The 26,432-nt window shown below is 74.3% G+C and carries 27 protein-coding genes; 9 read left to right on the top strand and 18 right to left on the bottom strand.

From position 1 onward, the window contains the following. Positions 1-81 precede the first annotated feature (81 nt). On the bottom strand, positions 82-753 hold the full coding sequence (locus HUT16_RS16270; RefSeq protein WP_176188889.1) for a DUF4097 family beta strand repeat-containing protein: 672 nt from the start codon (positions 751-753) through the stop codon (positions 82-84). A 254-nt stretch (positions 754-1,007) separates the two neighbouring features. On the opposite strand from HUT16_RS16270, the gene HUT16_RS16265 reads away from it, so the two are divergent. After that, positions 1,008-1,730, top strand: coding sequence for a helix-turn-helix domain-containing protein (locus tag HUT16_RS16265; protein WP_176188888.1), 723 nt, complete (start codon positions 1,008-1,010; stop codon positions 1,728-1,730). A gap of 18 nt (positions 1,731-1,748) precedes the next feature. Here HUT16_RS16265 and HUT16_RS16260 read toward each other — a convergent pair whose 3' ends face one another. After that, positions 1,749-2,441 carry a DUF6882 domain-containing protein gene (locus HUT16_RS16260; RefSeq protein WP_176188887.1) on the bottom strand — a complete coding sequence of 231 codons (693 nt, stop codon included), beginning with the start codon at positions 2,439-2,441 and terminating at the stop codon, positions 1,749-1,751. A gap of 310 nt (positions 2,442-2,751) precedes the next feature. Here HUT16_RS16260 and HUT16_RS16255 point away from each other — a divergent pair, with 310 nt between their 5' ends. After that, positions 2,752-3,909: a cellulase family glycosylhydrolase gene (locus HUT16_RS16255; RefSeq protein WP_176188886.1), complete on the top strand. Its 1,158-nt coding sequence runs from the start codon at positions 2,752-2,754 to the stop codon at positions 3,907-3,909. A gap of 104 nt (positions 3,910-4,013) precedes the next feature. Here HUT16_RS16255 and HUT16_RS16250 read toward each other — a convergent pair whose 3' ends face one another. The 6 genes from HUT16_RS16250 to tgmA are packed head-to-tail and all read right to left on the bottom strand — an operon-like array spanning position 4,014 to position 6,502. Continuing rightward, positions 4,014-4,298 carry a hypothetical protein gene (locus HUT16_RS16250; RefSeq protein ID WP_176188885.1) on the bottom strand — a complete coding sequence of 95 codons (285 nt, stop codon included), beginning with the start codon at positions 4,296-4,298 and terminating at the stop codon, positions 4,014-4,016. Next, positions 4,295-4,603 carry a hypothetical protein gene (locus tag HUT16_RS16245; protein ID WP_176188884.1) on the bottom strand — a complete coding sequence of 103 codons (309 nt, stop codon included), beginning with the start codon at positions 4,601-4,603 and terminating at the stop codon, positions 4,295-4,297. Before HUT16_RS16245 ends, HUT16_RS16250 begins: the two co-directional genes overlap by 4 nt. Positions 4,604-4,639: 36 nt before the next feature. Then, positions 4,640-4,861 carry a hypothetical protein gene (locus tag HUT16_RS16240; RefSeq protein ID WP_176188883.1) on the bottom strand — a complete coding sequence of 74 codons (222 nt, stop codon included), beginning with the start codon at positions 4,859-4,861 and terminating at the stop codon, positions 4,640-4,642. Positions 4,862-4,899: 38 nt separating this feature from the next. Beyond that, positions 4,900-6,042, bottom strand: coding sequence for an ATP-grasp peptide maturase system methyltransferase (tgmC, locus tag HUT16_RS16235; protein ID WP_176188882.1), 1,143 nt, complete (start codon positions 6,040-6,042; stop codon positions 4,900-4,902). Continuing rightward, positions 6,039-6,254: a hypothetical protein gene (locus HUT16_RS16230; protein ID WP_217712212.1), complete on the bottom strand. Its 216-nt coding sequence runs from the start codon at positions 6,252-6,254 to the stop codon at positions 6,039-6,041. The genes tgmC and HUT16_RS16230 overlap by 4 nt, the downstream gene beginning before the upstream one ends. Then, positions 6,167-6,502, bottom strand: a complete 336-nt coding sequence (tgmA, locus tag HUT16_RS39760; RefSeq protein ID WP_368662685.1) for a putative ATP-grasp-modified RiPP — start codon at positions 6,500-6,502, stop codon at positions 6,167-6,169. The genes HUT16_RS16230 and tgmA overlap by 88 nt, the downstream gene beginning before the upstream one ends. A 171-nt stretch (positions 6,503-6,673) precedes the next feature. On the opposite strand from tgmA, the gene HUT16_RS16220 reads away from it, so the two are divergent. From HUT16_RS16220 to HUT16_RS16210, 3 genes are all read left to right on the top strand, one after another. Next, positions 6,674-7,504, top strand: coding sequence for a helix-turn-helix transcriptional regulator (locus tag HUT16_RS16220; protein ID WP_176188881.1), 831 nt, complete (start codon positions 6,674-6,676; stop codon positions 7,502-7,504). Next, positions 7,501-7,722 (top strand): DUF397 domain-containing protein, encoded by a 222-nt coding sequence (locus HUT16_RS16215; RefSeq protein WP_176188880.1) that lies wholly within the window; start codon positions 7,501-7,503, stop codon positions 7,720-7,722. Before HUT16_RS16220 ends, HUT16_RS16215 begins: the two co-directional genes overlap by 4 nt. A gap of 160 nt (positions 7,723-7,882) precedes the next feature. Beyond that, a complete protein-coding gene (locus tag HUT16_RS16210; RefSeq protein ID WP_176188879.1) occupies positions 7,883-8,110 on the top strand; it encodes a DUF397 domain-containing protein in 228 nt (75 codons plus the stop codon). Between the two features lie 30 nt (positions 8,111-8,140). On the opposite strand, the gene HUT16_RS16205 is transcribed toward HUT16_RS16210, so the two are convergent. Continuing rightward, entirely contained in the window at positions 8,141-8,995 is an 855-nt protein-coding gene (locus HUT16_RS16205) for a helix-turn-helix transcriptional regulator (protein WP_176188878.1), read from the bottom strand. 262 nt (positions 8,996-9,257) lie between these two features. Here HUT16_RS16205 and HUT16_RS16200 point away from each other — a divergent pair, with 262 nt between their 5' ends. Continuing rightward, complete coding sequence (locus HUT16_RS16200; protein WP_176188877.1) at positions 9,258-10,325, top strand: methyltransferase domain-containing protein; 1,068 nt, start codon at positions 9,258-9,260, stop codon at positions 10,323-10,325. 53 nt (positions 10,326-10,378) lie between these two features. Here HUT16_RS16200 and HUT16_RS16195 read toward each other — a convergent pair whose 3' ends face one another. Continuing rightward, positions 10,379-12,343, bottom strand: a complete 1,965-nt coding sequence (locus tag HUT16_RS16195; RefSeq protein WP_254897833.1) for a lamin tail domain-containing protein — start codon at positions 12,341-12,343, stop codon at positions 10,379-10,381. 229 nt (positions 12,344-12,572) lie between these two features. Between HUT16_RS16195 and HUT16_RS16190 the strand changes: the two genes are divergently transcribed. Beyond that, complete coding sequence (locus HUT16_RS16190; protein ID WP_176188876.1) at positions 12,573-13,529, top strand: LysR family transcriptional regulator; 957 nt, start codon at positions 12,573-12,575, stop codon at positions 13,527-13,529. A 59-nt stretch (positions 13,530-13,588) separates the two neighbouring features. Here HUT16_RS16190 and HUT16_RS16185 read toward each other — a convergent pair whose 3' ends face one another. The 3 genes from HUT16_RS16185 to HUT16_RS16175 all read right to left on the bottom strand — a co-directional run bounded on the left by HUT16_RS16185 (position 13,589) and on the right by HUT16_RS16175 (position 17,557). Beyond that, positions 13,589-14,803, bottom strand: a complete 1,215-nt coding sequence (locus tag HUT16_RS16185) for a metallophosphoesterase (protein WP_176188875.1) — start codon at positions 14,801-14,803, stop codon at positions 13,589-13,591. Between the two features lie 244 nt (positions 14,804-15,047). After that, positions 15,048-16,274 carry a hypothetical protein gene (locus tag HUT16_RS16180; protein ID WP_176188874.1) on the bottom strand — a complete coding sequence of 409 codons (1,227 nt, stop codon included), beginning with the start codon at positions 16,272-16,274 and terminating at the stop codon, positions 15,048-15,050. A gap of 173 nt (positions 16,275-16,447) precedes the next feature. After that, positions 16,448-17,557, bottom strand: coding sequence for a hypothetical protein (locus HUT16_RS16175; protein ID WP_217712070.1), 1,110 nt, complete (start codon positions 17,555-17,557; stop codon positions 16,448-16,450). 197 nt (positions 17,558-17,754) lie between these two features. On the opposite strand from HUT16_RS16175, the gene HUT16_RS16170 reads away from it, so the two are divergent. Next, positions 17,755-18,039 carry a GlsB/YeaQ/YmgE family stress response membrane protein gene (locus HUT16_RS16170; RefSeq protein WP_176188872.1) on the top strand — a complete coding sequence of 95 codons (285 nt, stop codon included), beginning with the start codon at positions 17,755-17,757 and terminating at the stop codon, positions 18,037-18,039. Positions 18,040-18,160: 121 nt separating this feature from the next. Here the strand turns inward: HUT16_RS16170 and HUT16_RS16165 are convergent, their stop codons facing one another. Both HUT16_RS16165 and HUT16_RS16160 read right to left on the bottom strand, forming a co-directional pair. Continuing rightward, the gene (locus HUT16_RS16165) at positions 18,161-20,632 is read right to left on the bottom strand and encodes an ABC transporter permease (protein WP_176188871.1); all 2,472 of its coding nucleotides are present in this window, start codon (positions 20,630-20,632) and stop codon (positions 18,161-18,163) included. Further along, entirely contained in the window at positions 20,632-21,366 is a 735-nt protein-coding gene (locus HUT16_RS16160; RefSeq protein WP_176188870.1) for an ABC transporter ATP-binding protein, read from the bottom strand. Before HUT16_RS16160 ends, HUT16_RS16165 begins: the two co-directional genes overlap by 1 nt. An 85-nt stretch (positions 21,367-21,451) precedes the next feature. Here HUT16_RS16160 and HUT16_RS16155 point away from each other — a divergent pair, with 85 nt between their 5' ends. Further along, positions 21,452-22,060 (top strand): DNA-binding response regulator, encoded by a 609-nt coding sequence (locus tag HUT16_RS16155; RefSeq protein ID WP_176188869.1) that lies wholly within the window; start codon positions 21,452-21,454, stop codon positions 22,058-22,060. Positions 22,061-22,145: 85 nt separating this feature from the next. Here the strand turns inward: HUT16_RS16155 and HUT16_RS16150 are convergent, their stop codons facing one another. From HUT16_RS16150 to HUT16_RS16140, 3 genes are all read right to left on the bottom strand, one after another. After that, positions 22,146-24,257, bottom strand: coding sequence for a sensor histidine kinase (locus HUT16_RS16150; RefSeq protein ID WP_176188868.1), 2,112 nt, complete (start codon positions 24,255-24,257; stop codon positions 22,146-22,148). 79 nt (positions 24,258-24,336) lie between these two features. After that, positions 24,337-25,770 carry a DEAD/DEAH box helicase gene (locus tag HUT16_RS16145; protein WP_176188867.1) on the bottom strand — a complete coding sequence of 478 codons (1,434 nt, stop codon included), beginning with the start codon at positions 25,768-25,770 and terminating at the stop codon, positions 24,337-24,339. A 196-nt stretch (positions 25,771-25,966) separates the two neighbouring features. Next, positions 25,967-26,170: a cold-shock protein gene (locus tag HUT16_RS16140; protein WP_030916923.1), complete on the bottom strand. Its 204-nt coding sequence runs from the start codon at positions 26,168-26,170 to the stop codon at positions 25,967-25,969. Positions 26,171-26,432: the final 262 nt, after the last annotated feature.

Below are 26,432 nucleotides of genomic sequence, written 5' to 3'. Positions count from 1 at the left end.
GGCGGTGCGGGCGGTACGGGGCTGTGCGCGGGCGGTACGGGGCGGTGCGGTACGGGGTTGCGCGGGGGTGCCGGTCGCCGGTCAGGCGGCGGTGCGGGCGGAGATGTCGCCCTTCGAGGTGGTGGCCCGGATGGTGACCGCGGGGACGTCGTCGGCGTTGCGCAGCGCGTTGTCGATGCGGCCGTGGCCGGTGCCGGCGTCCAGCGAGGCGGAGACGCCGCGGGCGACGCCGACCGAGATGGAGCCGGCGAGGGTGGTCAGTTCGAGCGTGCCGCGCACCGCCTCGGTGACGGTCAGGTCGCCGCGCTGGGTGCTGAGCCCGCCGGGGCCGGTGAGCCGACCCACCTCGATGTCGCCGTCCTGCAGGGTGAGGCTGGCGGCGGACGCCTCGTCGAGCTTCACCGCTCCCCGGGCGCTCTCGAAGGTGACGTCGCCGAGCCGTCCCACGCCCCGGAGCCGGGCGTCCGCGCTCTTCGCCTCGACCTTCGAGCCGGACGGCAGCTGCACGGTGACGTCCAGCGCGCCGGACGGGCCGAGCAGGCGGTGCGGGGCGGAGCCGGTGACGATCCGCAGCACGCCGTCCGCGTAGCTGACCTCGGTCTGCTCGACGGCCTTCGCGTCGCGGCCCTTCGCCGGGTCGGCGGGCCGCAGTTCTACCACGGTGTCGGTGCGGTCGGCGGCGATGAAGCGGACCAGGCCGGCCGGGACGTCCAGGACGACGGTGACCGGGGCGGGGGTGTCGAACTTCTGCATGGTGTGCTCCCTGTGCTCGGGGGTGCGGCCCGCGGTGCGCCGCTTCGTTTCTGACATTGGAAACGCTACGTTGCGTTCAAGGGTTGGGCAACATGCTTGTTGCAATCGAAAGGAATAAGTGCAGGTAGAGATGGGAAAATCGTTGCAACAACCCTGAAGCTAACGCAACGTCAGCGGGCAGGCTCGTTGCAATGGAATGAGGGTGAACGCTATGCTGGGGGCGGAAACGCCACACACCGCAGAAGGGGGCCCCGATGCCGGGAGGCAGGCTCACCCAGCAGGAGCGCCAGCAGATCGCGCTGGGCCTGGCCGACGACCTCGCCTACGCGGAGATCGCCCGCCGGATCGACCGGCCGACCTCCACCGTCACCCGCGAGGTCATGCGCAACGGTGGCCCGGCCGGCTACCGGGCCGACCTCGCCCACCGCGCCACCGAGCAGCGTGCCCACCGCCGGGCCGCACCGGCCCGCGGCCCGCGCCCGGCCGACCGCCCGGCCGACGGACGCGACCCCGAGGCGATGGCCGGTTTCGAGGAGGCGATCACCACCGTCTTCATGCAGTCCGGCCTGAGCCGGATGCCCGCCCGGGTGCTGGCGGCGCTGCTGCTCACCGACTCCGGCTGCCTGAGCGCCACCGACCTCGCCCGGCGCCTGGAGGTCAGCCCGGCGTCCGTCTCCAAGGCCGTCGCCTTCCTGGACGAGCAGTCGATGATCCGCCGCGAGCGCGACGAGCGGCGCCGCGAGCGCTACCTGGTGGACGACGAGATCTGGTACCAGTCCGCGGTGGCCAGCGCGCAGGCCAACGCCGTGGTGGCCGCCACCGCGCGCCAGGGCGTCTCCGTCCTCGGCTCGGCGACCCCCGCCGGGGCGCGGCTGGAGAACGTCGCCCGGTTCCTCGACCACCTCTCCGAGATGCTGCTGCGCGCCGCCGAGCAGGCGCGCGAGGTGCTCTCCAGCAAGCCCGTCGAGGAGGGCTGAACTCCCTTCGCCGGGTGCTCAGTTGCCGCCGAGCGTGCCGTCGACCGAGGCGATCCGCCCCTGCGGGTCGAACGACACCCGGACGGTGTGCCGGTTCGGCAGGAGGGCGGTGATCGCGTCCGCGTCCTCGGTCACGCTCGCGCCGTGGTGCCCGAAGTAGCCGCGCACCACGGCGCGGGCGTCGTGCCCGAACAGCCCGGCGCCGGTCAGCAGCATCCGCGGCACGGTCACCGGGTCGAGCGGCGCCGGGCGGAGGGCCGGGTCCTGCGGCACGAAGTACACCCGGGTCTCCGGCCCGGCCTCCTGCCCGATGTAGCCCGGCGCGCCGAGCACGCCCATGCCGGTGAAGGCCAGCGCCTCGGCCGCGTGCCGCGGGTCCGCGAAGCCGGACAGGTCGACCCCGGGTTCCGCCAACTCCGGTACGCCGTAAGCCCGTCCGAACTCGGCGAGCCGGGCGGAGGCGGCCGTCACGGGCGTCCCGGCGAAGCCCGGGTTGGCCCAGCCCCACAGCCACGACCGCGCCGCGGGGTCGAACGTCCCGAGCAGCCCGACCCGCAGGGTCAGCCCGCCGCTCTCGTAGACGCCCCGCTCCAGGTCGGCCGTCCACGGCGCGTCCGGCAGCACGAGGCCCAGGGCCTCCAACTGCTCCGCGCCCCGGGCGGCGTGGTGTTCGGCGACGCGGAGGAAGGGCTCACTGAAAGTCGTGGTCACGCCGCCAGCCTAGCGAGGCGGAGCGAGTTGACGGAGTGTCAGTTCTGCTCTGCTTGACCGATTTACTTCACGGCCGGTAGCGACTGCTGAAATTGCTACGGAAGATGGCAAATTAATCGGTTAAGCGCAAAGCATTGACCGGGTGGGTGTGCCGTGCCACGATCCCGCAGACAACGTTGCCAAGACCTTGTCGCCGCAGCCGCCCGTTCTCCCTCCACCACCCGCCCGGCCACCTCCGCCCCTGCGGAGGGACGGCCCGCGGCGGGGTGCCGGAGCGGCCGCGTTCCCCACCCCCACCCAGAGGAGAGTCATGGAAAAGCCGCCGAGCCGCAGGGCGCTCACGGCTGTCGGCGCGGCAGTCGCCGCCGTCTTCGGCCTGCTGTTCTCCGTCTTCGGGTTCACCCCCGGCAGCGCCGAGGCCGTCACCTCCGGCATCCACGTCAGCAACGGCCGGATCTACGAGTCCAACGGCAACCGGTTCGTCGTGCGCGGCGTCAACCACGCGTACGCCTGGTACCCGAGCCAGGCCACCGCGATCGCCGACATCGCGGCCAAGGGCGCCAACACCGTCCGCGTCGTCCTCGGCGACGGCCAGCGCTGGACGCGCACCAGCACCGCCCAAATCTCCGCGCTGATCGCCCAGTGCAAGGCCGCCAAGGTGATCTGCGTGCTGGAGGTGCACGACGCCACCGGCTACGGCGAGGACGCCGCGGCCGGCACGCTCGACGGGGCCGCGCAGTTCTGGGTCGACAACAAGAGCGCGCTGATCGGCCAGGAGAACCACGTCGTCGTCAACATCGCCAACGAGCCCTGGGGCAACACGGGTTACACCGGCTGGACCGCCGCCACCAAGAGCGCGATCGCGAAGGTCCGCGCCGCCGGGATCCACAACGCGCTGATGGTCGACGGCCCGAACTGGGGCCAGGACTGGTCCGGCACCATGCGCGACAACGCGGCCTCGGTGTTCGCGTCCGACGCCGACCGCAACACGATCTTCTCGATCCACATGTACGGCGTCTACAACACCGCCGCCAAGGTCCAGGACTACCTGAACGCCTACACCTCGGCCGGACTCCCCATCGTGGTCGGCGAGTTCGGCGCCCAGCACAGCGACGGCGACCCGGACGAGGACGCCATCATGGCCACCGCCCAAGCCCAGGGCATCGGCTACCTCGGCTGGTCCTGGAGCGGCAACGGCGGCGGCGTCGAGTACCTCGACCTGGTCAACAACTTCGACAAGAACTCGCTGACCACCTGGGGCAACCGCTTCTTCAACGGCGCCAACGGCATCGCCGCCACCGCCAAGCGCGCCACCATCTACGACAACCCCACCTCGTCCCCGACCGCGACCAAGGCGCCGAACGGCTACCCGTACTGCGCCTCCGCCTCCTCCGACCCGGACGGGGACGGCTGGGGCTGGGAGAACAGCGCCTCCTGCGTGGTGCGCGGCGGCAAGGCCGACCACTGACCCCCACACCCTGACGCCCCGCCACCCCACGGGGGGCGTCACCCGCGAGGCCCGCTCCTCCGTCCACCCGGACGGGGCGCGGGCCTCCGCCGGTTCGGAAGAGTTCAACCGTCCTTCGACTCGGACGGCTCGGGGTGCACCTCGCTCCAGACGACCTCCCGTGCAGTGCCGTTGTTGCGGGAGGGCGGGGAGTAGGTGTGGCCCCAACGGTCGCCGAGGGCGAGGGCCTTCAGCACGGCCAGGTGGTCGTCGGTGCCGTCGGGGCGGAGGATGTCGAGTTCGATCCGGTAGCCGTCCGGGGTCGTGGTCAGCCGGGCCTCCCTGCCGCCACCGGCTCTGGTGAGCTGGTCGGCGATCTCCCAGGCGCGCTGCCGCAACACGTCGTTCACGAGGCGGCCCCCAGCGCGGAGGGCAGAGGCGGGACGGGCAGCTCGCCGCGCAGGTGGGCGAGTTCGACCAGCGACTCGGCCAGCCGCTGCACCCACGGCAGCCCGACGCAGCCCAGTGCGACGGCGCCGAACTCCGGCAGCACGTCGTCCCGGTAGACGGGCGACAGGCCGGACGGCGGGTCCAACCTCGCTGCCCGGAAGGCCCGTTCCAGCAGATCGGCGGCCCGCTCGGCCTCGGTGAACCTGCCGCGCAGGAACCGCTGGAGGACATCGGTCTCCTCCAACGGCTGTCCGGTGTAAAGCACTTGCTCTCCCCTTCTCGATGCCGTGCTGGAACGTGTTCAGGCTGCGCCGACGGATGCGCCGACGGATGCGGCGGCGGTGCAGCGCGGACAGGCGCAGGCCGGCCAGCTCAGGGCCGAGACCAGCGGCAGAACCTCTTCTTCGTCCGAGAAGCAGGCGGAGACCGGATCTCGGGCCCCGTCGGGTCGCACCCGGTAGATGCGGATCGTCAACTTGGCGCCCCGGTACGGCTTTTCCGGGGGGATCTGGTGTGTCGTCATGGTTGGTGCTCCGTGCTGGTGCGTGCTGGGTGCGCGGGTCAGATCGGTACGTGCCAGCCCGGGCCGTCCTCGGTGCCGATCCAGACGCGCTGACCGGTGGCCGACACCGTGATGCCGAAGCCCTGCTGGTGCGGTGCGCCGGCCGACTGCCAGGCGTCGATCGCGTCCTCGACCTGGTCCCAGAGCCGGAGCGGTCCGCGTTGGGTGACGGTCCACCCGCCCTCGGGGCCGGGGGCGGTCCTGGCCTGCGATCCGGTGGCCACGTCCGAGAGGATCTGCCGCCCGCCGGCTCCCATCCGTTCGGCGGAGGGGGCGGCGAGCTGGGCCACCCAACTGCCGCTCCAGGTATCGATGGTGGCGGGGTCGATGCGGGCCGGCCGTTCGTCGCCGGGCAGCAGGACGATGCTCCGGCGGGGCGGACGGTCGTGCGGGCGGGCGGTCATGAAGCTGGTGCCGCCGGGCAGGAACCGTCCGCGTGCTTCGCCCGGCCCGGTCACGGTGAGCAGCGCGAGGCCGTAGCCGTGGGACCAGCCGGAGAGGGTGGCCAGGACCTTCCCGCCCGGCCTGACCTGGTGCAGCCACGGGTACGGGACGTGCCGCACCGCGCAGGTGGCGATCAGCCGGTCGTACCGCCCGCCGTCCGGGTCCCCGAGCAGCCCGTCACCGACGAGGAGCCGGGGCGCGTACCCGGCGGCCTTGACGCCGGCAGCGGCGGCCGCCCCGACCAGCGGGTCGTACTCGACGCTGGTGACGTTGCCGTCCCCGAGCCGGTGCGCGCCGAGGGCGGTCGAGTAGCCGGTGCCAGTGCCGACCTCCAGGACGCGGTGTCCGGGCTCGACACCGAGCTGGTGCCACATCCGCAGCACCAGCGAAGGCAGGGTGGACGAGGCGGAGGGCGTGCCGGTCACCGTGCCGCCGGGTACGTCCTCGGGCCTGGTCCGTCCGTCGAGTTGGGTGATCAGCGTCCGGTTCTCGTAGACGCCCGCCAGCCATCCGGGTTCGCCCTCGTGGGCGACGCGGTACTCGGTCGGGTTGCTGCCCGGGACCGGGAGGAAGTACGACCCGACGAACAGTTCCCGGGGGACGGCCCGGGCGGCGCGCTCCCAGGCGGGGTCGGTGATCGCGTCGTCCCCGGTGAGACCGTCCACCAGGGCGGCGCGGAGTTCGGCGGAGGTGCTCACGGCTCAGGGCCTTTCGTCAGTCGGTCGGCAAGGGCCTGGGCGATGGCGGCGGTCGTCCCCGCCAGCTGCCACGCCCACTGCCCGTTCGGGTTGCATGCGAGGAAGTACCAGGAGCCTCCGGCGGTCACGGCGAAGTCGAACGCCTTCGGCACCCTGGCCCGGAAGAGGTGCGGGCAGATGGACACGGCGTCGGTGATCTCGGTCTGGTCCACCTCCCTACCCACACCTGCCGCGCGGATCCTCCGGCATCCCGGTACCTGCTGTCCCACAGCGGCTTGTAGACCGCCCCGTCGGACTGGCGGGCGCAGAACTCCCGGGCTTCCTCCCCGACCGTGCGGCCGTGCTCGTTCACGAGTACGGCGATCTGCGTCTCGGGGCCGATCACGGGGATGAACTGCGGGACGGGGGTGCTCGGTGCGTACGGCGCCATGCGGGTGGTGCCCCATGGTGCGGTCGTCATCTGTGCGGTGCCTCCGAATCCGGTGCGTGCGGGCAGGGCGGAGCCTCGTGCGAGCACGTCGGGGGATGCGAACGGTGGGTGACCGTCCGTGTATCCATAGTTGCGAGATCGCTGACGGTCCGCCACCATCTGAACCGGACAGTCTGCGTATTTCAGTTGGGGGCAACTGCCGTGAACAAGAAGGATCTTGACCCCACGATCTCTCCCGCGCACGCGTTCGGCGTCCAGCTCCGGCGGTCGCGCGAAGCGAAGGGGCTCACGCAGGCCCAGCTCGGGGATCTGCTGGGCGTCACGGGCACCTACGTCGGTTGCTTCGAGCGTGCGAGCAGGGTTCCCCACATCGACGCTGTGACCAGGGCGGATGAGGTGTTGGAGACCGGAGGGACGCTGTCGCTCCTGTATTGGAACATTCGGCACACCGCGTTGTTCGAGGGCTTTCCGGAGTTCACCGAATGCGAGGCGAAGGCCACTGAGCTACGACTCTTCGAGATCGGCATCATGCCGGGGCTGCTCCAGACTCCGGAGTACGCACGGATCGAACTTGCCGGTGGAGTCTCGCGTGGCAACATTTCAACCGAACAGGCCGCCGAGCGACTCTCCTTTCGCCTCGCCCGACAGGCGGCGATCACCCGTCGACCAGCGCCCATGATCCACGTTGCGATGGACGAGAGCGCACTTCGCTGGCAGGTAGGTGGCCCTGCAGTGATGATTCCGCAGCTACGACGCATCGAAGAATTGGCCGAACTGCCGAATATGATCATCCAGGTGGTGCCCTTCAGTCTCGGCACTCGCCGTCCGTTCCACCATTGCCTGACCCTGCTCACCCTCCCCAACCACACACAGGTCGGCTATGTGGAGGATATGAAGCAAGGACACCTCGAACGAGACATCTCCACTGTTCAGGAGTGGTCCAGGGACTACGCTCGCATGCAGGCTGACGCGCCGTCCGTAGCCGATTCGATGGCGACAGTCCGTGCCGTACGAAAGGAACTGGAACGATGACCCTTCCTCCTGACCTGAGCGTCGCGTGTTGGAGCAAGTCGAGCTACAGCGGTTCCGGCGGGCAGTGCGTCGAGATGGCGTTGAACCTTGTTCAGATGCACGGCGTCGTGCCAGTCCGTGACTCCAAGGACCCCCAAGGCCCCGCGCTGGTGTTCACCACGGCTGACTTCGACACCTTCGTCACCGCCCTCAAGTCAGGCTGGTTCGGCGAGGTTTGATTCACCGCGTATGCGGATGGCGATCATGAAGTTCGCATGTTTGAAAGGGCTTTGCGGGTGTGCGCGGCGGTGGCGGAGGGCAGTGTCTCCCTTCGGACGGGGGCACGACGCTGCCGGCCTCGCTTCGGCCGGCCGCCCAGATGGCAAAGGAACTCAAGTGATGCGCACCGACCGGGACAAGACGGACCTGAGCCGCGCCGTGTGGCGGAAGAGCAGCTTCAGCGGTTGCCAGGGCAACTGCGTGGAGGTCGCCGACGGCTTCCCCGGGGTGGTTCCCGTCCGGGATTCGAAGGACCCCGCGGGGGCGGTGCTGGTCTTCGGGGCCGGGGCCTGGTCGGTGTTCGTGGCCGGGGTGCGGGCGGGGGAGTTCGGCACCGGCGGAGCGTGACCTCCGGGTGGTGGGCGGCCGCCGCGGAGGCTAGCGGTGGGTGCGGTGCGCGGTCTCCGGGCCGATCTCGCGCAGCAGTTCCAGCGGGCCGGGGTCGGTCACGTCGGGCGGGGGCGTGAACAGGCGCAGGCGCTGGTCGGCGGCCTGGGTCTGGAGCAGCTCGTAGTCGAACTCGATCGGGCCGACCGCCGGGTGGACGACCCGGAGGCGGCTGGTGCGCCGGACGGCGACCTCGTGGTGCTGCCAGAGGTCGGTGAACTCGGGGCTGGCGGTGGTCAGTCGGTCGAGCAGGGCGCGGGTGGGCGGGTCGAAGCCGCGGCGGGTGGCGGCGGCCCGCAGCTCGGCGACGTGCAGGCGGCCGAGCGGTTCGCGCTCCTCGGCGGGGTAGGCCTCGCGGACGGCGGGTTCGGTGAACCAGCGCCAGACGATGTTGCGGTCCGGCTCGGCGACCGTGCACACGCACCCGAACAGCGCCTCGGCCAGGGCGTTCTGGGCCAGCAGGTCGCCGAGGTCGGTGAGCAGCTGGGCGGGCGTGTCGCCGAGCCGGTCGAGCAGGTAGCGCAGGGCGGGACGGACGTGCCGGCCGGCGGTCGGGCCCTCGGGCGGGCGGTGGCCCGCGAGCAGGTGGAGGTGGTCGCGTTCGTCCCCGGTCAGCCGCAGGGCCCGGGCGAGCGCGGCGAGCAGCTGCGGGGACGGCTGGGAGCTGCGGCCCTGTTCGAGCCGCATCACGTAGTCGGCCGAGACGCCCGCCAGCTGGGCGAGTTCCTCCCGGCGCAGGCCGGGGGTGCGGCGCCGCGGCCCGGCCGGGAGTCCGGCGTCCTGCGGGCGCAGCCGCTCGCGGGAGCGGCGGAGGAAGTCGGCGAGCCCCGTCCGGTCCATCTGCATGCCGTCCATCCTGCGCCGCCCGGGGCGGGTTCCGCAGCGTTCCGGGGATACGGGGGCGGAGGTGGCCCGTTCAACAGGGCGGTCGGCGGCGGGAGGACTAGCGTGACGGGAGAAGGGGTGCTGCCCAGCCCACCGGGCCGCCGGTCGCGGCCGCGGGCCCGTGGCGCGGCCTCCGTGGTGACGCGTCCGCGTGGCGGCGCGCCCCCGTCGCGGTGCGGACCCGCTCCTCCCGGCCGCCGCCGCGGTGGCGGAAGGAGGAGTCATGGCTGTCGCCGTGGAACCGGACCGGGCGAAGCAGGAGGCGTTCGCGGGCCGGATGCTCCAGGTCCTGAACGACGCCTGCCTGGGCCTGATGGCCGGGGTCGGCCACGAGAGTGGCCTGTTCGACGTCATGGCGGGCCTGGAGCCGGCCACCGCCGGGGAGGTCGCCCGGGCCGCCGGGCTGAACGAGCGGTACGTCCGGGAGTGGCTGGGCGCGATGGTGACGGGCGGGGTCGTCGACTACGACCCCGCGCGGGAGTCGTACCGGCTGCCGCCGGAGCACGCGGCCTCGCTCACCCGGGCGGCCGGCCCGGACAACCTGGCCCGGATCGCCCAGGACCTCGGCATGCTGGCCGAGGTCGAGCAGCGGGTGGTGGAGGCGTTCCGGACGGGCGCCGGGGTGCCGTACGCGGCCTACCCGCGCTTCCAGGCGCTCCAGGCCGAGGAGTCCGGCGAGGTGTACGACCTCGCCCTGGTGCACGGGATCGTGCCGCTGGTTCCCGGCCTGCCGGAGCGGCTGCGGGAGGGCATCGACGTCCTCGACGTCGGCTGCGGGCAGGGCCACGCGGTCAACGTGCTCGCCGAGGCGTTCCCCGCCAGCCGCTTCCAGGGGCTGGACCGCTCCGAGGAGGGCGTCGCCGCCGCCCGCGCCGAGGCCGCCGGGCGCGGCCTGCCGAACGCCCGGTTCGAGGTCGGCGACAGCGCCGAACTGACCGGCTCCCACGACCTGGTGACGGCCTTCGACGTGATCCACGACCTGGCCCGCCCCGCCCGCACCCTGGCGGCGATCGCCGGGGCGCTGCGCCCCGGGGGCGTCTTCCTGATGGGCGACATCGCCGCCTCCAGCCGCCTGGAGGAGAACATCGGCCACCCGCTCTGCCCCGCGCTCTACACCTTCTCGGTCTTCTACTGCATGAGCGTCTCGCTCGGCGAGGGCGGCGAGGGCCTGGGCACCGTCTGGGGCGAGCAGACCGCCCGCCGGATGCTCGCCGACGCGGGCTTCGGCACGGTGGACGTCCGCCGGGTCGAGGGCGACATCCTCAACGTGTACTACGCGGCCCGGCGTTGAGACGGCGGGGGCTCCGACCGCGGGTGCGGTCGGAGCCCCGGTTCCTCACGGGATCAGCAGGGGAAGGTGCCGCTGTAGAGGGCGTGCCCGTACGAGGAGGTGCCGGAGCCGAAGCCGTAGATGCCGTCGTCGCTCCAGACCGCCTCGCGGAAGCCGCCCGCGCAGGTGGAGGTCGGCGCGAGGGCGAAGCCCTCCAGGTTGTCGACCGGCAGCACGGCCGGGTTGGTGTAGGTCACGTCCGGCACGATCGCGCCGGAGGCGTTGACCTTCAGGAAGGTGTGGGTCTCGCCGCAGGTGTTGTCGCAGGTGGCGACGATCCGCTGGGTGCCGGCGTCGTAGGTCACGTCCATCACGCCGGGCTTGCCGGTGGAGACGGTGCCGAAGGTGGTGAAGCTGCCGTCCGAGTTGAGGCCGTAGACGTGCAGGGTGCCGTCGTACTCCAGGCCGGCGAAGAACAGGCCGGAGCCGTGCAGCGGGTAGTTCGCCGGGTTGTAGGCGGCGCCGGTCAGCGGGTCGGTCCAGCCGCTCGCGGTCAGCCAGCTGTCGGGGACGTAGCCGACGCCCTCGAAGCCGAGGTTGGCGTCGTCCTTGCTGCCGGTGTCGAGCTGCGGGAACTGCGTGGTCATGTCCCACTGGTGCAGCGGGGTGAGGGTGCTGCCGGTGGCGGCCGGGTCGAACTCCAGGACGGTGTCCTTCGGCACGGTGTTGTTGCCGTTGTCGCGCTCGGAGGTCACGTAGAGGTGGCCGTTGCCGCCGACGGTCAGGCCCTCGGAGTCGGGCTGGCCGGTGCCGCCCGCGAAGCGGATCTGCTTGCCGGTGGCGCTCCAGGTCGCGTCCGGGACCCACTTGCCGTTGCTCTTGACCAGCTTGTACAGCCAGTTCTTGTTCTTGGCGGCCCACAGCACGGACGGGTTGGCCGGGTCGAAGGCCAGCCCGCTGACGTCCCGGCCCTCGGGGCCGGTGGAGGTGGTGAACGCGCAGACGTCGTCGGCGATGGTGACGTCGAGGCCGCCGGGCCAGGACTGGGTGCCGGGCGGCGCGGAGCCGGTGCCGCCGGGCGCCTCGGGGGTGCAGCCGCTGGTGAGCGAGCCGCCGCCGCCGAGCAGCCGGCCGGTGGTGCCGCCCGTACCGCCGCCGCTGCCGGAGCAGGAGTTCACGGCGCCGAAGGTGGCGTTCGCGGAGGTCCGGAAGCCGGTGGCGCAGCGCTCGTCGGAGGGCGAGGCGCCCGCGGCGGCCCAGGTGGCCGAGTCGACGGTGTTGCCGCTGCCGTCGAGCAGGAACAGCGAGTCGTTGCCGCCCAGGCCGATGGTGGAGTTGAAGGTGACGTAGCCGCCCGCCGGGATGCTGGTCGCGCTCGGCGAGGAGGACGAGATCGAGGCCGCGGTGTGCGCGGTGTCGTTGTCCACGTACTTCCAGGAGCCGATGCTGACCGCGCCGGTGCCGCCGTTGTACAGCTCGACGGTGTCCGAGCCGTCCGAGCTGACCTCGTTGACCACCACCTTGCTCGCGGCGGGCGGTGCGGCCGGGCAGCCGGCCGCGTTGGCCGAGCCGAAGGTGGTGGCGGTGGTGGTGGTCACCCACGCGCCGGTGCCGTCGCCGCCGCAGCGGGCCATCGCGGGCTTGGCCCGGTCGGTCGCCCAGTCGACCCGGTCGACCACCGTGCCGCCGGCGGTGTAGATCACCACCTTGTCCGAATCGCCCAGCCCCTTCGGCGAGTTGAAGGTGACGAAGCCACCGGCCGGGATGCTGCTCGCGGACGGGCTGAAGCTCTGCGGCGAGAAGCCGTCGTCGGCCATCTTCCAGCCGCTGATGCTCACCGCCGCCGAACCGGCGTTGTAGAGCTCCACCGTGTCGTTGCCGGAGGAGGTGACCTCGTTGATGCGCACGTTCTGGTAGCCGGCCGGGTCGGCAGCCGCCGCGGGCTGCGCGGCGAACAACCCGGTGACCAGCAGGCCGGAGAAGGTGAGGGACGCGGCGCACACGGAGGCGACGCCGACACGCGAGTGTGTAGTGGGCACGGGCCGGAACTCTGGCGACCCCACGTGGAAACGGCGTGTACGCCGCCTGAATCCCGCCCCCTCACCGCCGGAACGCCAGGTTCACGCCGCCTCGGTCCGTCGCCGTCCGGCCACCTGGCCGGCTGCCCCTCGCACAACCAGTGGTTGATCACCGGGCTGCTCATGGACGTGGGAAGGCGGATGATGCGCTGGATCGACAACCGTCCGTTGTTCGCTAGGCTGGCCCGTCATGGACCTCGAAGCCGTGCGCACCTACGTCGCCGTCGCGGAGGCCGGCCAGTTCCAGTTGGCCGCCGCCGACCTGGCGGTCACCCAGCAGGCCGTCTCCAAGCGGATCGCCGGGCTGGAGCGGGACCTCGGCGTCCGGCTGTTCGCCCGCACCCCGCGCGGGGCCGAGCCGACCGTCGACGGGCAGGCGTTCCTGCCGCACGCCCGCGCGCTGCTGCGGGCCGCCGACCGGGCCGTCGCCTCCGTCCGGCCCGGGGCCCGGCCGCTGCGGGTCGACGTGATCAACTCGCGCGGTGCGGCCTCCCGGCTGATGCGGGACTTCCACCGGGCCCACCCGGGCGTCGAGTTGGACATCGTCATGCTGCTCGACATCGACAGCGCCGTCGCCGCGATCCGCTCCGGCAGCATCGATGCCTCCTTCCGGGCGGTCGCCGCGCCCGGTCGGCCGCTGCCCGAGGACCTCACCGCCACCCGGGTCGTCGACGAGCCGCTGCACCTGCTCACCGGCCCCGGGCACGCCCTCGCCGCCGCCCGCGCGGTGCCGCTGGCCGAACTCGCCGGGCACCGGATCTGGATGCCCGGCCTGCTGCCCGGCAGCGAGTGGGCCGCCTACTACGCGGCGCTGGCGGGCGAGTTCGGCCTGACCATCGAGTCGACCGGCCCCAACTTCGGCTCCGACGCGCTGCTCGACACCATCGCCGACACCCCCGCGCTGGCCACCTTCACGGGCGAGGACACCCGGCTGGTCTGGCCCACCGGCCACGGCCTGCGCCGGATTCCGGTGGTCGACCCCGTCCTGGTCTACCCGCACGCGCTGCTCCACCACCGGGACGACCCGCACCCCGCCCTGTCGGCCCTGCACGCCCACCTGGCGGCCGCGGCCGCCCCGGCCCCCGCCGGAGCCTGGACGCCCTCCTGGACGCCTCCCTGGACGCCCTCCCGGCCACCGGCGGGCTGAGCCCCGGCCGGAAGCACCCCGGAGCCAGGCCCTACCCGCGCTGTCCGCCCCGCCCCGCCCTACCCGCCCTCGCCCGCGCGCAGCGTCAGCAGGGTGATCTCGCTGGGCGCGAACACCCGGAACGGCGGCCCCCAGAAGCCGGTGCCCCCGCTGGTGTAGAGCCAGGTCCGCTCGCCGTGCCGGCTCAGGCCGCGCACCACCGGCTGGTCGAGCCGGACCAGGTACCGGAACGGCCAGATCTGGCTGCCGTGGGTGTGCCCGGACAGTTGCAGGTCGATCCCGGCGGCCGCCGCGTGCGGGACGTACTTGGGCTGGTGGGCGACCAGCAGCACCGGCAGGTCCGGGTCCGCCCCGGCCAGCGCCCCGGCCAGGTCGGCCCGGTGCCCGGGCAGGCCGGAGGACTCCGCGGTCACGTCGTCCACCCCGGCCAGCACCAGGGCGTCGCCGCCGCGCTCCACCACCAGGTGCCGGTTGTGCAGCGCCTCCCAGCCCAGCTCGGCCATCCGGTCCAGCCAGCCCTGGGCCTCGCTGCCGTACTCGTGGTTGCCCGTCACGTACACCCGGGCCAGCCGGGCCCGGACCGCGCCGAGCGGGGCGGCCTGCGCGCGGCGCTGGACGGGCGTGCCGTCCGCGATGTCGCCCGCGTGCACCACCACGTCCGCGTCCAGCGCGTTGACCGCCTCGGTGACCCCCGCCGACCAGGCCGCCCGGTCGATCGGCCCGTAGTGGGTGTCGGCCAGCAGCACCACCCGGGTGCCGTCCAACCCGGCGCCCAGCCGCGGCAGCCGGACGTCCAGCCGCCGTACCCGGGGCACCCGCATCGCCTCGTGGTGGCCCCGGGCGAGCACCCCGGCCGCCAGCAGCACGACCGCCGCCGCGACCAGCCGGGCCCGGCCGGCGCCGCCGACGCCGGCCGCGGCCAGCAGCAGGTCGGCCAGGGCGCCCAGCACCGAGCAGGTCCACAGCACCCACACCACGCCGAGGCTGGTGTCCGCGATCCGGGCCGCCCGGTCGTCGCGCGAACGCGGGCGGTGGCCCCGGACCATCAGGAACGGGAAGCCGACCGCCCAGGCCAGCAGCACGGCCGTGCCCGCCGCCACCACCGGCAGCGGCCAGTCGGTGCCGGCCGCGAGCAGCGTCCACCACGGCGGCAGGCACAGCAGCACCAGGACGCCCACCAGGACCGCCACCCGCCGACCCGCCCGCCGTCGCCCGCCCGTCGCCCCCCGCGCGGGGGCCTCCGCCCGCCCGGTGGACCTGCTGTCCGTCGCCATGCCGCCTCCTGTGTCCGGCCCCCCGGCGCCCGCCCGGATCGGAAGGCGATCCGGGCCGGTTCGGTGCGGGGGGTGATCCCGAGTCTCGCGCACGGGCGGGGGAGGGTGGTAGCCCGCGGTGCGGGGGCCGACGGACGGCCGCCGCGCCCCGGCCCGGACGGGACGAGGTCCCGGCCCACCCGGGCCGGGACCTCGTCGCGCAGTCGCGCAGTCGCGCAGTCGCGCAGTCGGGAGAGGGCGCGGCTCACCCGCCGCCGTAGGTGGCCTGGGTGACCGCGAAGACGTTGCGCCCGCCCGGGGTCTCCTGCAGCGACCACAGCAGGTCGGCCTTGGTGCTGTCCTCCCAGTAGGAGATGCTCTCGCCGCCGCCCACCCAGGCGAAGGTGGACGGGCCCGCGCTCGGCGTCCAGTAGTAGAGCTTCTTCTGGCCCGAGGAGTTGAACCACCAGCGGCCGTTGTGCGAGGCCACCCCGTTGAGCTTGTACCAGGGCAGTTGGAGCGCCTGGCTCGCGGTCGTCGTCGCGGCGAACGTGGTCGCCCCGGGCGCGAACGGGAAGCGGACCGCCCGCGGCGCCCGGGTCGGGTAGTCGGGGCAGTCCGTCGACAGCTCCGGGCAGGTGTACTCCGTCATCACGATCGACTTGCTGACCCGGTCCAGCGAGATCGACGACCACACCAGCGGCTTGGTGCCGGTGGGCGTGTGCGCCGTGACGGTGCCGACCTGCGGGAGCACGTACGCGTAGTTGTGCGCGTAGTAGACCGACCCGGACTGGCGGCCGATCTGGTCGGCGGTGCCGCCGGTGTCGGTGTTCAGGATCTTGCGCAGGTCGAAGACCCGCATGCCGTTCCCGGTCTCGGCGACGTACAGGTAGTCGCCGTACCAGGAGACCCCGCCGGCGTGGATCGGGATGTCCTTGAAGCTCGGCGCCGCCGCGGTGCCGGTCGGCTCGACCAGCAGGATCTTCCGGTACTTGTTGGGGTAGGTGGCGTCCCAGTCGACCAGGGTGATTCGGCTGCGCTCGTGGACGCCTTCCTTGGTGCAGGAGTCCTTGGTGTACCAGCTCACCAGCACCAGCTGGTGCCCGTCGTAGTTGCCGCTGTTCGCGGTGCCCACCGCGTCCCGGCTGGTGGTGATGCCCTGGGGGTAGCTGTAGCAGTCGCCGTCGTCCCCGTCGTCGAACCGGAAGCCGGTGGACAGCCCGGCGACCGAGAAGCCCGAGGTCAGCCCCTGCCGGTCGTGGTTCGCGTTCGCCATCACCGTGTGCACCGGTGACGTCCCCAGCGTCGAGACCAGGGCCGAGTCGAGCGCGTCGAACTGGTGGTAGTCCGCGCTGAGCGTGTACGCGGACGCGTCCAGCACCGTCGGTGCCGCCGCGGCCGCCCCCGCCGCCGGGGCCCCGGCCAGCGCGCCGGTGACCAGCAGCCCGGCCGCGAACAGCGCCCCGGCGGTCCTTCTGACTTGACGGAACATCAGGTCGCGCCTCCCCCGTGCAGGTTGGATCAACGGCCTTTCACGCTAGGCGCGCACTGGGCATGTCCGCAACACCCGTGCGGTCCGGCCGCCGCGCCGACACCCGCCGCGCCGACACCCGCCGCGCCGACACCCGCCGTACCGACACCCGTCGCGTCAGGGCCGGGCCGGCCCTAGCCGCCGAACCCCGCCCGCTCGACCAGCCGGTGCCAGTACGCCAGTTCCCGCACCTCGGCCTTCCGGTGCACGCCGTGCGGCCGTAGCTCCTCGTACGCGCGCACGAAGCGCTCGGCGGTCCGCCGGGTCAGCCCGGGCACCTCGTCCAGGAACCGGTCCCACGCCGGGGCCGCCGGGTCCCACGGCCCGCAGTGCAGCCGGTCGACCGGCAGTTGCCGGGCCACCGCCCAGACCAGCAGGTCGGGCGCGTCCTCCAGCAGGTGCCGGTGCCGGGCCGGGGACTCCCGGAGCAGTTCCCCCAGTACCTCCACGACCGCGCGGTGGAACGTGATGGCGATGTGGATGCCGGTGGCCCGGGTGCGCTCGTCGAACAGCGTCCGGAAGGCCGGGCCGGACGGGTCCCGCCAGATCTCCTGCCGACCCGCGTCCGTCAGCGCGCGGTGGGCGAGGTCCGGCCGGGTGCCCGGCGCGAACAGCGCCAGCGCCGTCGTCGCCTCGCAGACGTGGTACCCCTCCCGGTGCGGGCCGCGCCGCTCCCCGCGCCGGAAGCCGAAGTACCGCCGGTCCCGGCCGAACTCCTCGACCAGCCGCCGCATCACCGGCTCCCGGACCAGCAGGTCCTGCGGCTGCACCGGGTTGTCGTACAGGTGCGCCCGGTCGTGCTCGGCGCGCGCCAGGTCGCGGGCCGCCCCGGTCAGCACCCGGACGTCCAGCACGGCCAGGTCCAGGTGGTCCGGGGGCAGTTCGGCGGCCAGCCGGGTGATCAGGGAGATCCGCTGGTAGCCGTCGACGCACTCCGGCCCCAGCAGGTCGAGCGTCCCGCTGCTGCGCGCCCCCTCCGGCACCCACCGCACCTCGTCGGCCCCCAGCACCACCCGCCCCACCACGCCGAACGCCTCCGGCCGCTCCCGCAGCACCCGCTCCAGCTCCCGGTTCTGCGCCGACCCCGCCAGGAACTCCCGCCGGGCCTCCAGCCGCCCCGCCGCGTCCGCCCCCTCCCCGAGCCCCGCCAACTGCCCCGCCGACACCCGGGCGTCCCACTGCCCGACGTCCGACCGGTGTAGCAGCGTCGTCCGGATCCGCCACCCCGCTCGGGCAAGCGGCACGTCCATCGGTCCCCGGGGCTCGGCGAAGAAGTTCACACCCCTACAACGGGCACCCCCGCGATCAGGTGACGGCCGTCCGGACGCATCCGCCCCACCACCCCCGGACCGAACCGGTTCCGGCGGGGGCGGTTTGAAATCCGCGGTACGGCGAAGACGGATCCCGTCAGCGAGAGCGCGCGTAGGAGAAGGAGAACGACATGAGCATCCTCGCCTGGATACTGATCGGTCTGATCGCGGGCGCCATCGCCAAGGCGCTGCTGCCGGGCAAGGACCCCGGCGGCATCATCATCACGATGCTGATCGGCATCGCGGGCGGCCTGCTCGGCGGCTGGCTCGGCAAGGTCATCTTCGGCGTCGACTCGATCGACGGTTTCTTCGACCTCTCGACCTGGGTCGCCGCCATCGTCGGCTCGGTCATCCTGCTCGTCCTCTACCGGGTGGTCGCCGGTGGCGGTCGGCACCACCACCACCGACACGCCTGACCGGGCACGTCTGATCGGGCACGCCCGACCGGCACGTCCGATCGGCACGGCGCACCCGTACGAAGGCTCCCCCTCCGCGTGAGGGGGAGCCTTCGTGCTGTGCGGGGGACGGGGGCGGGGTTCAGGCCCGGTGGTGCAGCCTGCGCAGGGCGGTGCGGGCGGGGAGCCAGGTGCCGAGGGCGGCGAGGGCGGCCGCGCCGAGCAGGACCGGGGCGAGCCGGGCGGCGGGGACGGCGGCCCCGGCGGTGCCGCGGGTGATGCCCTCGGCGTAGGTGCTGAGCACCGGGAGGGCGACGGCCAGGCCGAGCGCGGTGGCGAGGGCGACGGCGAGCGCGGTCTCCCAGCCGAGCATCCGCCGGATCTGGCGGCGGGTGGCGCCGGCCAGGGCCAGCGCGGTGAACTCGTGGCGGCGGGCGGAGATCCCCATGGCCAGGGTGTTCAGGACGGCGATGGCGACGAAGGTGATGATCAGCCCGAGGGTGACGTAGCCGATCCGCGCACCGGTCCGGTCCGCCGAGGCGGTGGTGGAGGCGGCGGCGGAGGCCCGGTCGAGCACCCCGAGCCCGGGCTCGCCCCGCAGGGCGTCGGCGAGCTGCTGCCGGGTCAGGCCGTCGCCGCGGACCAGTAGTTCGTCGTCCAGCGGCACGTCGACGTGGGCGGCGACCAGCTGGTGCGCGAGGGTGAGGTCGCCGAAGCCGAGGCCCCGGCCGTAGAGCGCGACCACCGTCACCTCCGCCGGGGTGCCGTCGGCGAGGGTCAGCCGGATGCGCTGGCCGAGCCGGTAGCCCAGCCCGTCCGCGGCCGCCGCCGTGCCGTCCGCCAGCCGGCCGAGGTCGCCGGCGGTGACGCCGAGGTCCAGGGTGTCGGCCAGCCGCTCGGGGGTGACGGCCTGCACGCTGCGCCTGGTGAGCCCGTCCCGGACCTCGCTGTGCAGGACCCGGGTCACCGTCCGGACGCCCGGCACCGCGGCGAGCGCCGCCGCGGCGGAGGCCGGGGCGTGCGGCCCGACCACGAAGTCGGCGGTGCTGCCGCGCTCGCGCTGGGCGGCGGCCGCGTGCCCGGTGGTGGTCTGGGTGAACAGGACGGTGCAGGCCATCGCGATCAGCAGGGTCAGCGGCACCACCACCGACGCCAGCCGGTGCGCCCCGGCCCGCAGGTGCTGGACGGCGAGCCAGCCGCCGATCCGGGACGCCCGCAGCGGCAGGCCCAGCACGGCCGTCCCGGCCCTCGCCACCAGCGGGCCCAGCAGGGAGAGCGCGGTGCACCACAGCAGGACGGCGAGGAAGCAGACCGGCGTCGAGGCCTGGTCGGAGTGCAGGGCGGTCAGCAGGACGGTCAGCACGACCGCGCCCGCGGCGACCAGCACCCCGGAGACGATCCGGACCGCCGCCGGGCGCGACGGCCTCGACTCCGCCTCGCCGAGCGCCTCGACCGGCTTGATCGCGGTCGCCCGCCGGGCCGAGACCCGGGCCGCCGCCCAGCCGGCCAGCAACGTGGCGGCCGCGGCGGCCAGCGCCGGGAAGGGCGAGAGCACCACGGGCAGGTTGGCCGGGGCGACGCCCAGGGCGACGAACCGGCCGTGCAGCCAACCGCCCAGCGGCAGACCGGCCATGGCGCCCAGGGCCCCGGCGGACAGGCCGAGCAGCAGCGCCTCGCCGCCGATCATCCTCCGCACCTGCCGCCCGGTCGCGGCGACCGCCCGCAGCACCGCGATCTCCCGCTGCCGCTGCTGGATCGACAGGCCGAAGGTGCCCACCACGATCAGCAGGGCCACCAGCAGCGAGGTGCCGGCCAGCACGGCGCCCGTGCTGACCAGGCGCACCCCGGCCCCGGCGGCGTCCGGGAACTCCGCCCCGCCGCGGCCGTCGCCGGTGCGCACCACCGCACCGGGGGTGTCGGCCAGCAGCGCCCGGACGTCGGCGGCGGCCGACGGCGCGGTCGGGAAGACGCCGACCGCGCTGACCAGGCCGTCGTGACCGGCCAGCGCCCGGGCCCGGCCGGTGGCGAAGAAGATCGCGGCCTGGCTGTCGAAGCCCTGCGCGGTGACCCCGACCACCCGCACGTCCAGCGTCCCCGAGGGCGTCCGGACGGTCGTGGCGGAGCCGGGCGACAGGTGCGCCCGGGCCGCGGTGGCCGCGTCGAGGACCACCTCGTCGTCGGCGGCGGGCGCGCGGCCGGCGGCCAGGGCGAGAGCGGCCAGTGGCGCGGACTCCCAGCCGTGGCCCCACGAGCCGCGGTCCGGCCCGCCGGGCAGCAGCGCCGGGAAGGTCACCTCGGTGGCGACGGCCCGCACCGACGGCAGGGCCGCGACGCGCTCCGCGAGGGCGGCGGGCACCCAGGCGCGGTCCGCGATCGGCTTGGACTTCTCCTTGGTCCTCCCCTTCCCCTTGTCCACCAGGGCGTGCACCTCCTGGTCGCCGGAGACGACGACCGGCGCGGCCGCGTAGCGCTCCGGCCGGACGGTGCCGACCAGGCCGGTGACCAGCAGCGTCCCGCAGCCGCAGACCAGGGCGGCGGCGCAGAACAGGGCGACGAAGGCACCGGCGAACCCGGCCCTGCGGTGCCGGAGGGTGGCGAGGGCGAGTCCCAGCATCACCGGTTCCACGCTCCCAGCCGGATCATGCGGTCGGCGACCTCGGTGGCGGTCGGCCCGGTCACGGTGTCGGCGACCCGGCCGTCGGCCAGGAACAGCACCTCGTCGGCGTAGGACGCGGCGACCGGGTCGTGGGTGACCATGACGAGGGTCTGGCCGAGCTCGTCGACGGTCTGCCGCAGCAGGGTGAGCACCTCACGGGCCGTCATGGTGTCCAGCGCGCCGGTGGGTTCGTCGGCGAACACCACCTCGGGGTCCGAGACCAGCGCCCGCGCGATCGCCACCCGCTGCTGCTGGCCGCCGGACAGCTGCCCCGGCCGGTGCCCGGCGCGGTCCTCCAGGCCGACCCGGCGTAGCAGCTCCGCCGTCCGCCCGGCGTCGGCCCGCCGCCCGGCCAGCCGCAGCGGCAGCGTGACGTTCTGCTCGACCGTCAGCGCGGAGACCAGGTTGAACGACTGGAACACGAACCCCACCCGCTCGCGCCGCAGTTCGGTCAGCTCCCGCTCGCCCAGCCGGGACAGGTCGGTGCCGCCGAGCCGGACGGTCCCGGCGGACGGGCGGTCCAGGCCCGCCGCGCAGTGCAGGAAGGTGCTCTTGCCCGAACCGGACGGCCCCATCACCGCGGTGAAGCCGCCCCTCGGCAGCCGCACCGTCACCTCCCGCAGCGCGGCGACCGCGCCCCGCCCCCTGCCGTGGACCTTGCTCACCGCGTCCAAAGTGATCGCTTCGCTCATGCCTCCAGCCTGTCGGCCCGCGAACTCCCCTCCCAGGGACGGGAACACGCGCCACCCGTGACATCGTCACGGGTAGGGTCGGCCCATGATCAGACTCCTGCTGGCCGAGGACCAGCACGTGGTGCGCGGCGCCTTGGTGGCCCTCCTCGGGCTGGAACCCGACCTGGACGTCGTCGCGGAGGCGGGCTCGGCGGACGACGTGCTGCCCCGGGCGCTGGTCTTCCGCCCCGACGTGGCGGTCCTGGACATCGAGATGCCGGGCCGGACGGACGGCCTGCAAGCGGCCGCCGCGCTGAAGGAGGCGCTGCCCGCCTGCCGGACGCTGATGCTCACCTCGCTCGGCCGCCCCGGCCTGCTGCGCCGCGCCCTGGACGCCAAGGTCGACGGCTTCCTGCTGAAGACCGCGCCGCCCGCCGAACTGATCGCGGCCGTCCGCCGGGTGGCCGCCGGGGAACGGGTGCTGGACCCGTCCCTGGCCGTCGCCGCCTGGGACCTGGCGGACAACCCGCTCACCCCCCGGGAGAACGACGTCCTGCGCGAACTGGCCGGCGGCGCCGAACCGCCCGAGATCGCCGGACGCCTGCACCTGTCCACCGGCACGGTGCGCAACGTCCTGACCGCGGTCGTCGGCAAGCTGAACGCCCGCAACCGCACGGACGCCGTCCGGATCGCCCGCGAGGCCGGCTGGCTCTGACCCGCGGAGCCGTGGACACCGGCTCCGACCCGCCGGGCCCTCCGCCTGCGGGCCCGGGCCCGGGCCCGCCCTGACGGTCCCGGGTTCAGCGCAGCGGCACCTCGGCCCGCAGCAGGTACCAGCCGTCGTCCGGCCCGGCGGCCAGCGTGCCGCCCGCCCCGGCCAGCCGGACCGTCAGCCCGCCGATCCCGGAGCCGGGCGCGGTGACGTCCGCCCCGACGCCGTCGTTCTCCACCTCCAGCCGCACCGCGCCGCCGCCCGCCGAGACGGCGATCCGCGCATGCCGGGCCCGGCTGTGCCGCAGGACGTTGGTGACGGCCTCGCGCAGCACCACGCCCAGCACGGCGCCCGCCGCGTCCGGCACCGGCCCGTCCTCCAGCTCCACGGTGATCCCGGCGGCCTCCAACACGGCTGCCGCCGAAGCCAGTTCGGCGGTGAAGGACAGCCGGGGGCCGTCGTCCGCCACCGCGCCCAGCTCGGCCCGGCCGCGTTCGGCCAGCCGCGCGATGTCCGCCAGCTCGGCCCGGCAGCGGACCGGATCGGCGTCCGCCAGCCGCCGGGCCAGCTCGGCCTTGAGCAGGATCGCGGCCAGGCCGTGCCCGAGCAGGTCGTGCAGGTCCCGGGCGGCGCGCAGCCGCTCGGTGACGACGGCGGCGCGGGCCAGCCCGGCCGCCGCCCGCTGCAACTCCCGCACCAGCCGGACCAGGCGCAGCACCGCGTACACCACCACGCAGGTGACCAGCGCGCTCACCGTGGTCAGCAGCACCGGTGCCGGGCCGCCGCCGACCGCTCCGCCACCGATCACCCCGGCGGCCACCAGCACCGCACCGGCCAGTGCCGCGCCCGCCCGCAGCGGCAGGGCGACCAGCAGCGAACCGGCCAGGATGCCGGCCGCGCCGATCCAGTTCCGGCCCAGCCAGGGCAGCGGCAGCAGGGCGAGCACCGCCGAGGCGAGCAGCGCGGCCCGGGCGTGCCGCGTCGCGTCCCGGATCGAGAAGCGGACCTGGAAGGCGCAGAAGAGCGCCGCGCACCCCGCCCCGAGGACGAGCCGGGGCCCGGGGACGAACATCAGCGCCTTGACGCAGAACACGCCGAGCAGGAACCAGTACAGGCCGAGCGCGGTCCGCAGCTCCGGCGGGTCCGCGGCGGGCGGGGCCGGCGTCGCGGCCACCGACGCCTCCACCGCGAAGCGCCCGTCCGGCTCCAGGCCCGCCGTCAGCCGGCCGCCGACGGCCCGCACCCGCTCCGCCAGGCCGTCCAGCAGGTCCGCGCCGAGCGCCGCCGTCGGCACGCCGTCGCTGACCACCCGCAGCACCACCCGCCCGGCCCGCTCGTCGGTCGACACCTCGCACCGCCTGGCGTCCCCGACCCGTACCACCGCGGTGACCGCCTCCCGCAGCACCGTCGCCAGCACCGTCCCGGCCGGGCCGAGCGGCTCGCGGTGCCCGATCCGCAGGTCGGCCGCGATGCCCGCCGAGCCGAGCAGGGCGCGGGCGCTGGCCGCCTCCGGGGCCAGCGAGAGGCTGCGCAGCTCGGCGGCGGCGGCCCGGACCGCCGTCAGCGTCCGGCGCGCCACGCCGATCAGCCCGTCCAGCTCCGCCGGGTCCCGGCGCTCCGCGGCCGCCCCGATCCCGGCCATGCCCGCGTCCAGCCCGCGGCCCAGCGCGGACGCGATGCGCAGGCGCTCGTCGGTGACCGCCGAGGCCGCGAGCTCCAGCCGGGCGCCGCGGGCCCGGCCCGCCAGCAGCGCCAGCGCGGTCACGGTGTAGAGCATGGCGCCGCCCAGCGCGACGGTCAGCAGCAGGTCGACGGCCTCCCGCACCTCCGCGGCCCGGCCCGCCTCCACCAGCACCGCCCCCGCCACCAGCAGGACCGGCAGCAGTCGGCGCCGCTCCAGCAGCAGGGAGGCCGCCGGCAGGCAGAGCAGGCCGATCGAGGCCCCGAGCGGCCCCACGGCGAGGAACCCGACCCCCAACTCCACCGGCGCCGCCCATCCGGCCCGCTCGGCCGGTCCGGGGGCGTCCCGGGTGTGCCGCGACTGCAGCCCCACCAGGACGAGGCAGGCCGCCACGACCGCCGCCCCGGCGGCGGGCTCCTGCGGGATCCGCCCGATGCCCCTCAGCAGGTGCGCCAGCACCAGCGCGACGGCCACCGCCACCGCCAACCGCCGCCCCACCGGCCCGCGTTCCCCCTCCACGCCGCGCATCGTACGCGGCCCCCGGCACGGCACCGGCGGCCTGTCCGTGCGTCGGGACGGCCGAACGGGCCGCCCTCGGCTACTCGCTGCGGAGCCGGGACGCGCCGCCGCCCGAGCCGCCCGGGGCCGGACGGGTGCGGGGGGCGGGGAACGGGCGGCCGGGGCGGTTCCGGCCGGTGGACCGGCTGCGGCGGGGCCGCTCGACGACGGGGTCGGGGACGGTGACGGGCACGCCGGTGGGGACGCGGGCGCCGGTGATCCGGGCCAGTTCCTCGTCGCCGGCCCGGACCGCGGTGGTGACGGGGGTGATGCCGGCCGTGGCCATCATCCGGGCCGTCCCGCGGCGCTGGTTGGGCAGGACCAGGGTGACGACGGTGCCGGACTCGCCGGCCCGGGCGGTGCGCCCGCCGCGGTGCAGGTAGTCCTTGTGGTCGGCCGGCGGGTCCAGGTTGACGACCAGGTCGAGGCCGTCGACGTGGATGCCGCGGGCGGCGACGTCGGTCGCGACCAGCGCGCCCACCAGGCCGCTGCGGAACTGCTCCAGGGTGCGGGTGCGCTGCGGCTGGGACTTGCCGCCGTGCAGGGCCGCGGCCATCACGCCGTTCGCGAGCAGCGTCTCGACCAGGCGGTCCGCGCCGCTCTTGGTGTCGGTGAACATGATCACCCGGCCGTCGCGGGCGGCGATGTGGGTGATCGCGGCGTTCTTGTCGACGTTGCGGACGTGCAGCACGTGGTGCTCCATCGTGCTGACCGCGCCCGCGGACGGGTCCACCGAATGGGTGACCGGGTCCTTCAGGAAGCGCCGCACCAGGCCGTCGATGTTGCGGTCCAGGGTGGCGGAGAACAGCAGCGTCTGGCCGCCCTCGGCGACCTGCCCGAGGAACGCGGTGACGTCGGGCAGGAAGCCCATGTCGGCCATCTGGTCGGCCTCGTCCAGGACGGTGACGCCGACCCGGTCCAGGCGGCAGAGCCTGCGCTCGATCAGGTCCCCCAGCCGGCCGGGCGTGGCCACCAGGATCTCCGCACCGCGGTTCAGCACCTGCGCCTGGCGCCGCACCGGCACCCCGCCGACCACGGTGGCCATCCGCAGCCGCGCCGCCTGGGCGTACGGGGTGAGGGCCTCGGTGACCTGCTGCGCCAGCTCGCGGGTGGGGACCAGCACCAGCGCCAGCGGGCACCGCGGCTCGGCCTGCTGCCCGGCGGTGCGGGCCAGCACGGCGAGGCCGAACGCGAGCGTCTTGCCGGAGCCGGTGCGGCCCCGGCCCAGCACGTCGCGGCCGGCCAGCGCGTTCGGCAGCGTCGCGGCCTGGATCGGGAAGGGGGTGGTGACGCCGCGCCGGGCCAGGACCCTCAGCAGTTCCTCCGGCAGGTCCAGCTCCGCGAAGGAGTCGACCGCGGGCAGGGCCGGGACGGTGCTCACCGGCACCGCGAACTCCTGCCGGGAGGCGGGCCCCGCGCTGCGGCCCGGTGCGGAGCCGGTGTGGCGGCGCGGAGAACGGCTGGAGCGGTTCATGACGGAAGGACCCTTCTCGGGGCGGCTCTCGGACGGCTCTCTGGGCGGCGGGTGAAGCGGCCGTCCGGGCCGGGCGCGTCCGGGGCGGACCGACCGTCCGGGGCGCGGGGTGGCACAAAGCCGAAGGGCCCGCCCCGGGCACCAAGTGCGCGGCGCGGGCCCCTCGCTGCCAGGCGGTTCGCCGTGGCAGTGGGAACTACAGCGGGCGAATGTTCTCGGCCTGCGGGCCCTTCTGGCCCTGCGTGACGTCGAACTCGACCTTCTGGCCCTCGAGCAGCTCGCGGAAACCGCTGGCGTTGATGTTCGAGTAGTGGGCGAAGACGTCCGGGCCGCCACCCTCCTGCTCGATGAAGCCGAAGCCCTTTTCCGCGTTGAACCACTTCACGGTGCCATTAGCCATGTAAAAATCTCCTTCAAGGACTTTCCGGAGCCCGCACGATACGGACACCGAGTCACGCGACGAGGACCCGTCCGGAGAATGTCCGGAAAACAGAAATGCGCCCGCGATACATCAGCAGGCGCACACAAAGTTCATGGGAACCACTACTGCAACTCCTTCGACTGTAGCAGCCGCGAGCCCGCAGCGGGGGGACATTTCGCCCCCGGTTTCGGCGGGGGTCGCCCCCCGGGCCGGCCGCCGGACCCGCACCGCAGGGCAACGT

The sequence above is a fragment of the Kitasatospora sp. NA04385 genome (assembly GCF_013364235.1).
Lineage (GTDB): Bacteria > Actinomycetota > Actinomycetes > Streptomycetales > Streptomycetaceae > Kitasatospora.
This window is presented reverse-complemented; position numbering and strand designations above follow the sequence as displayed.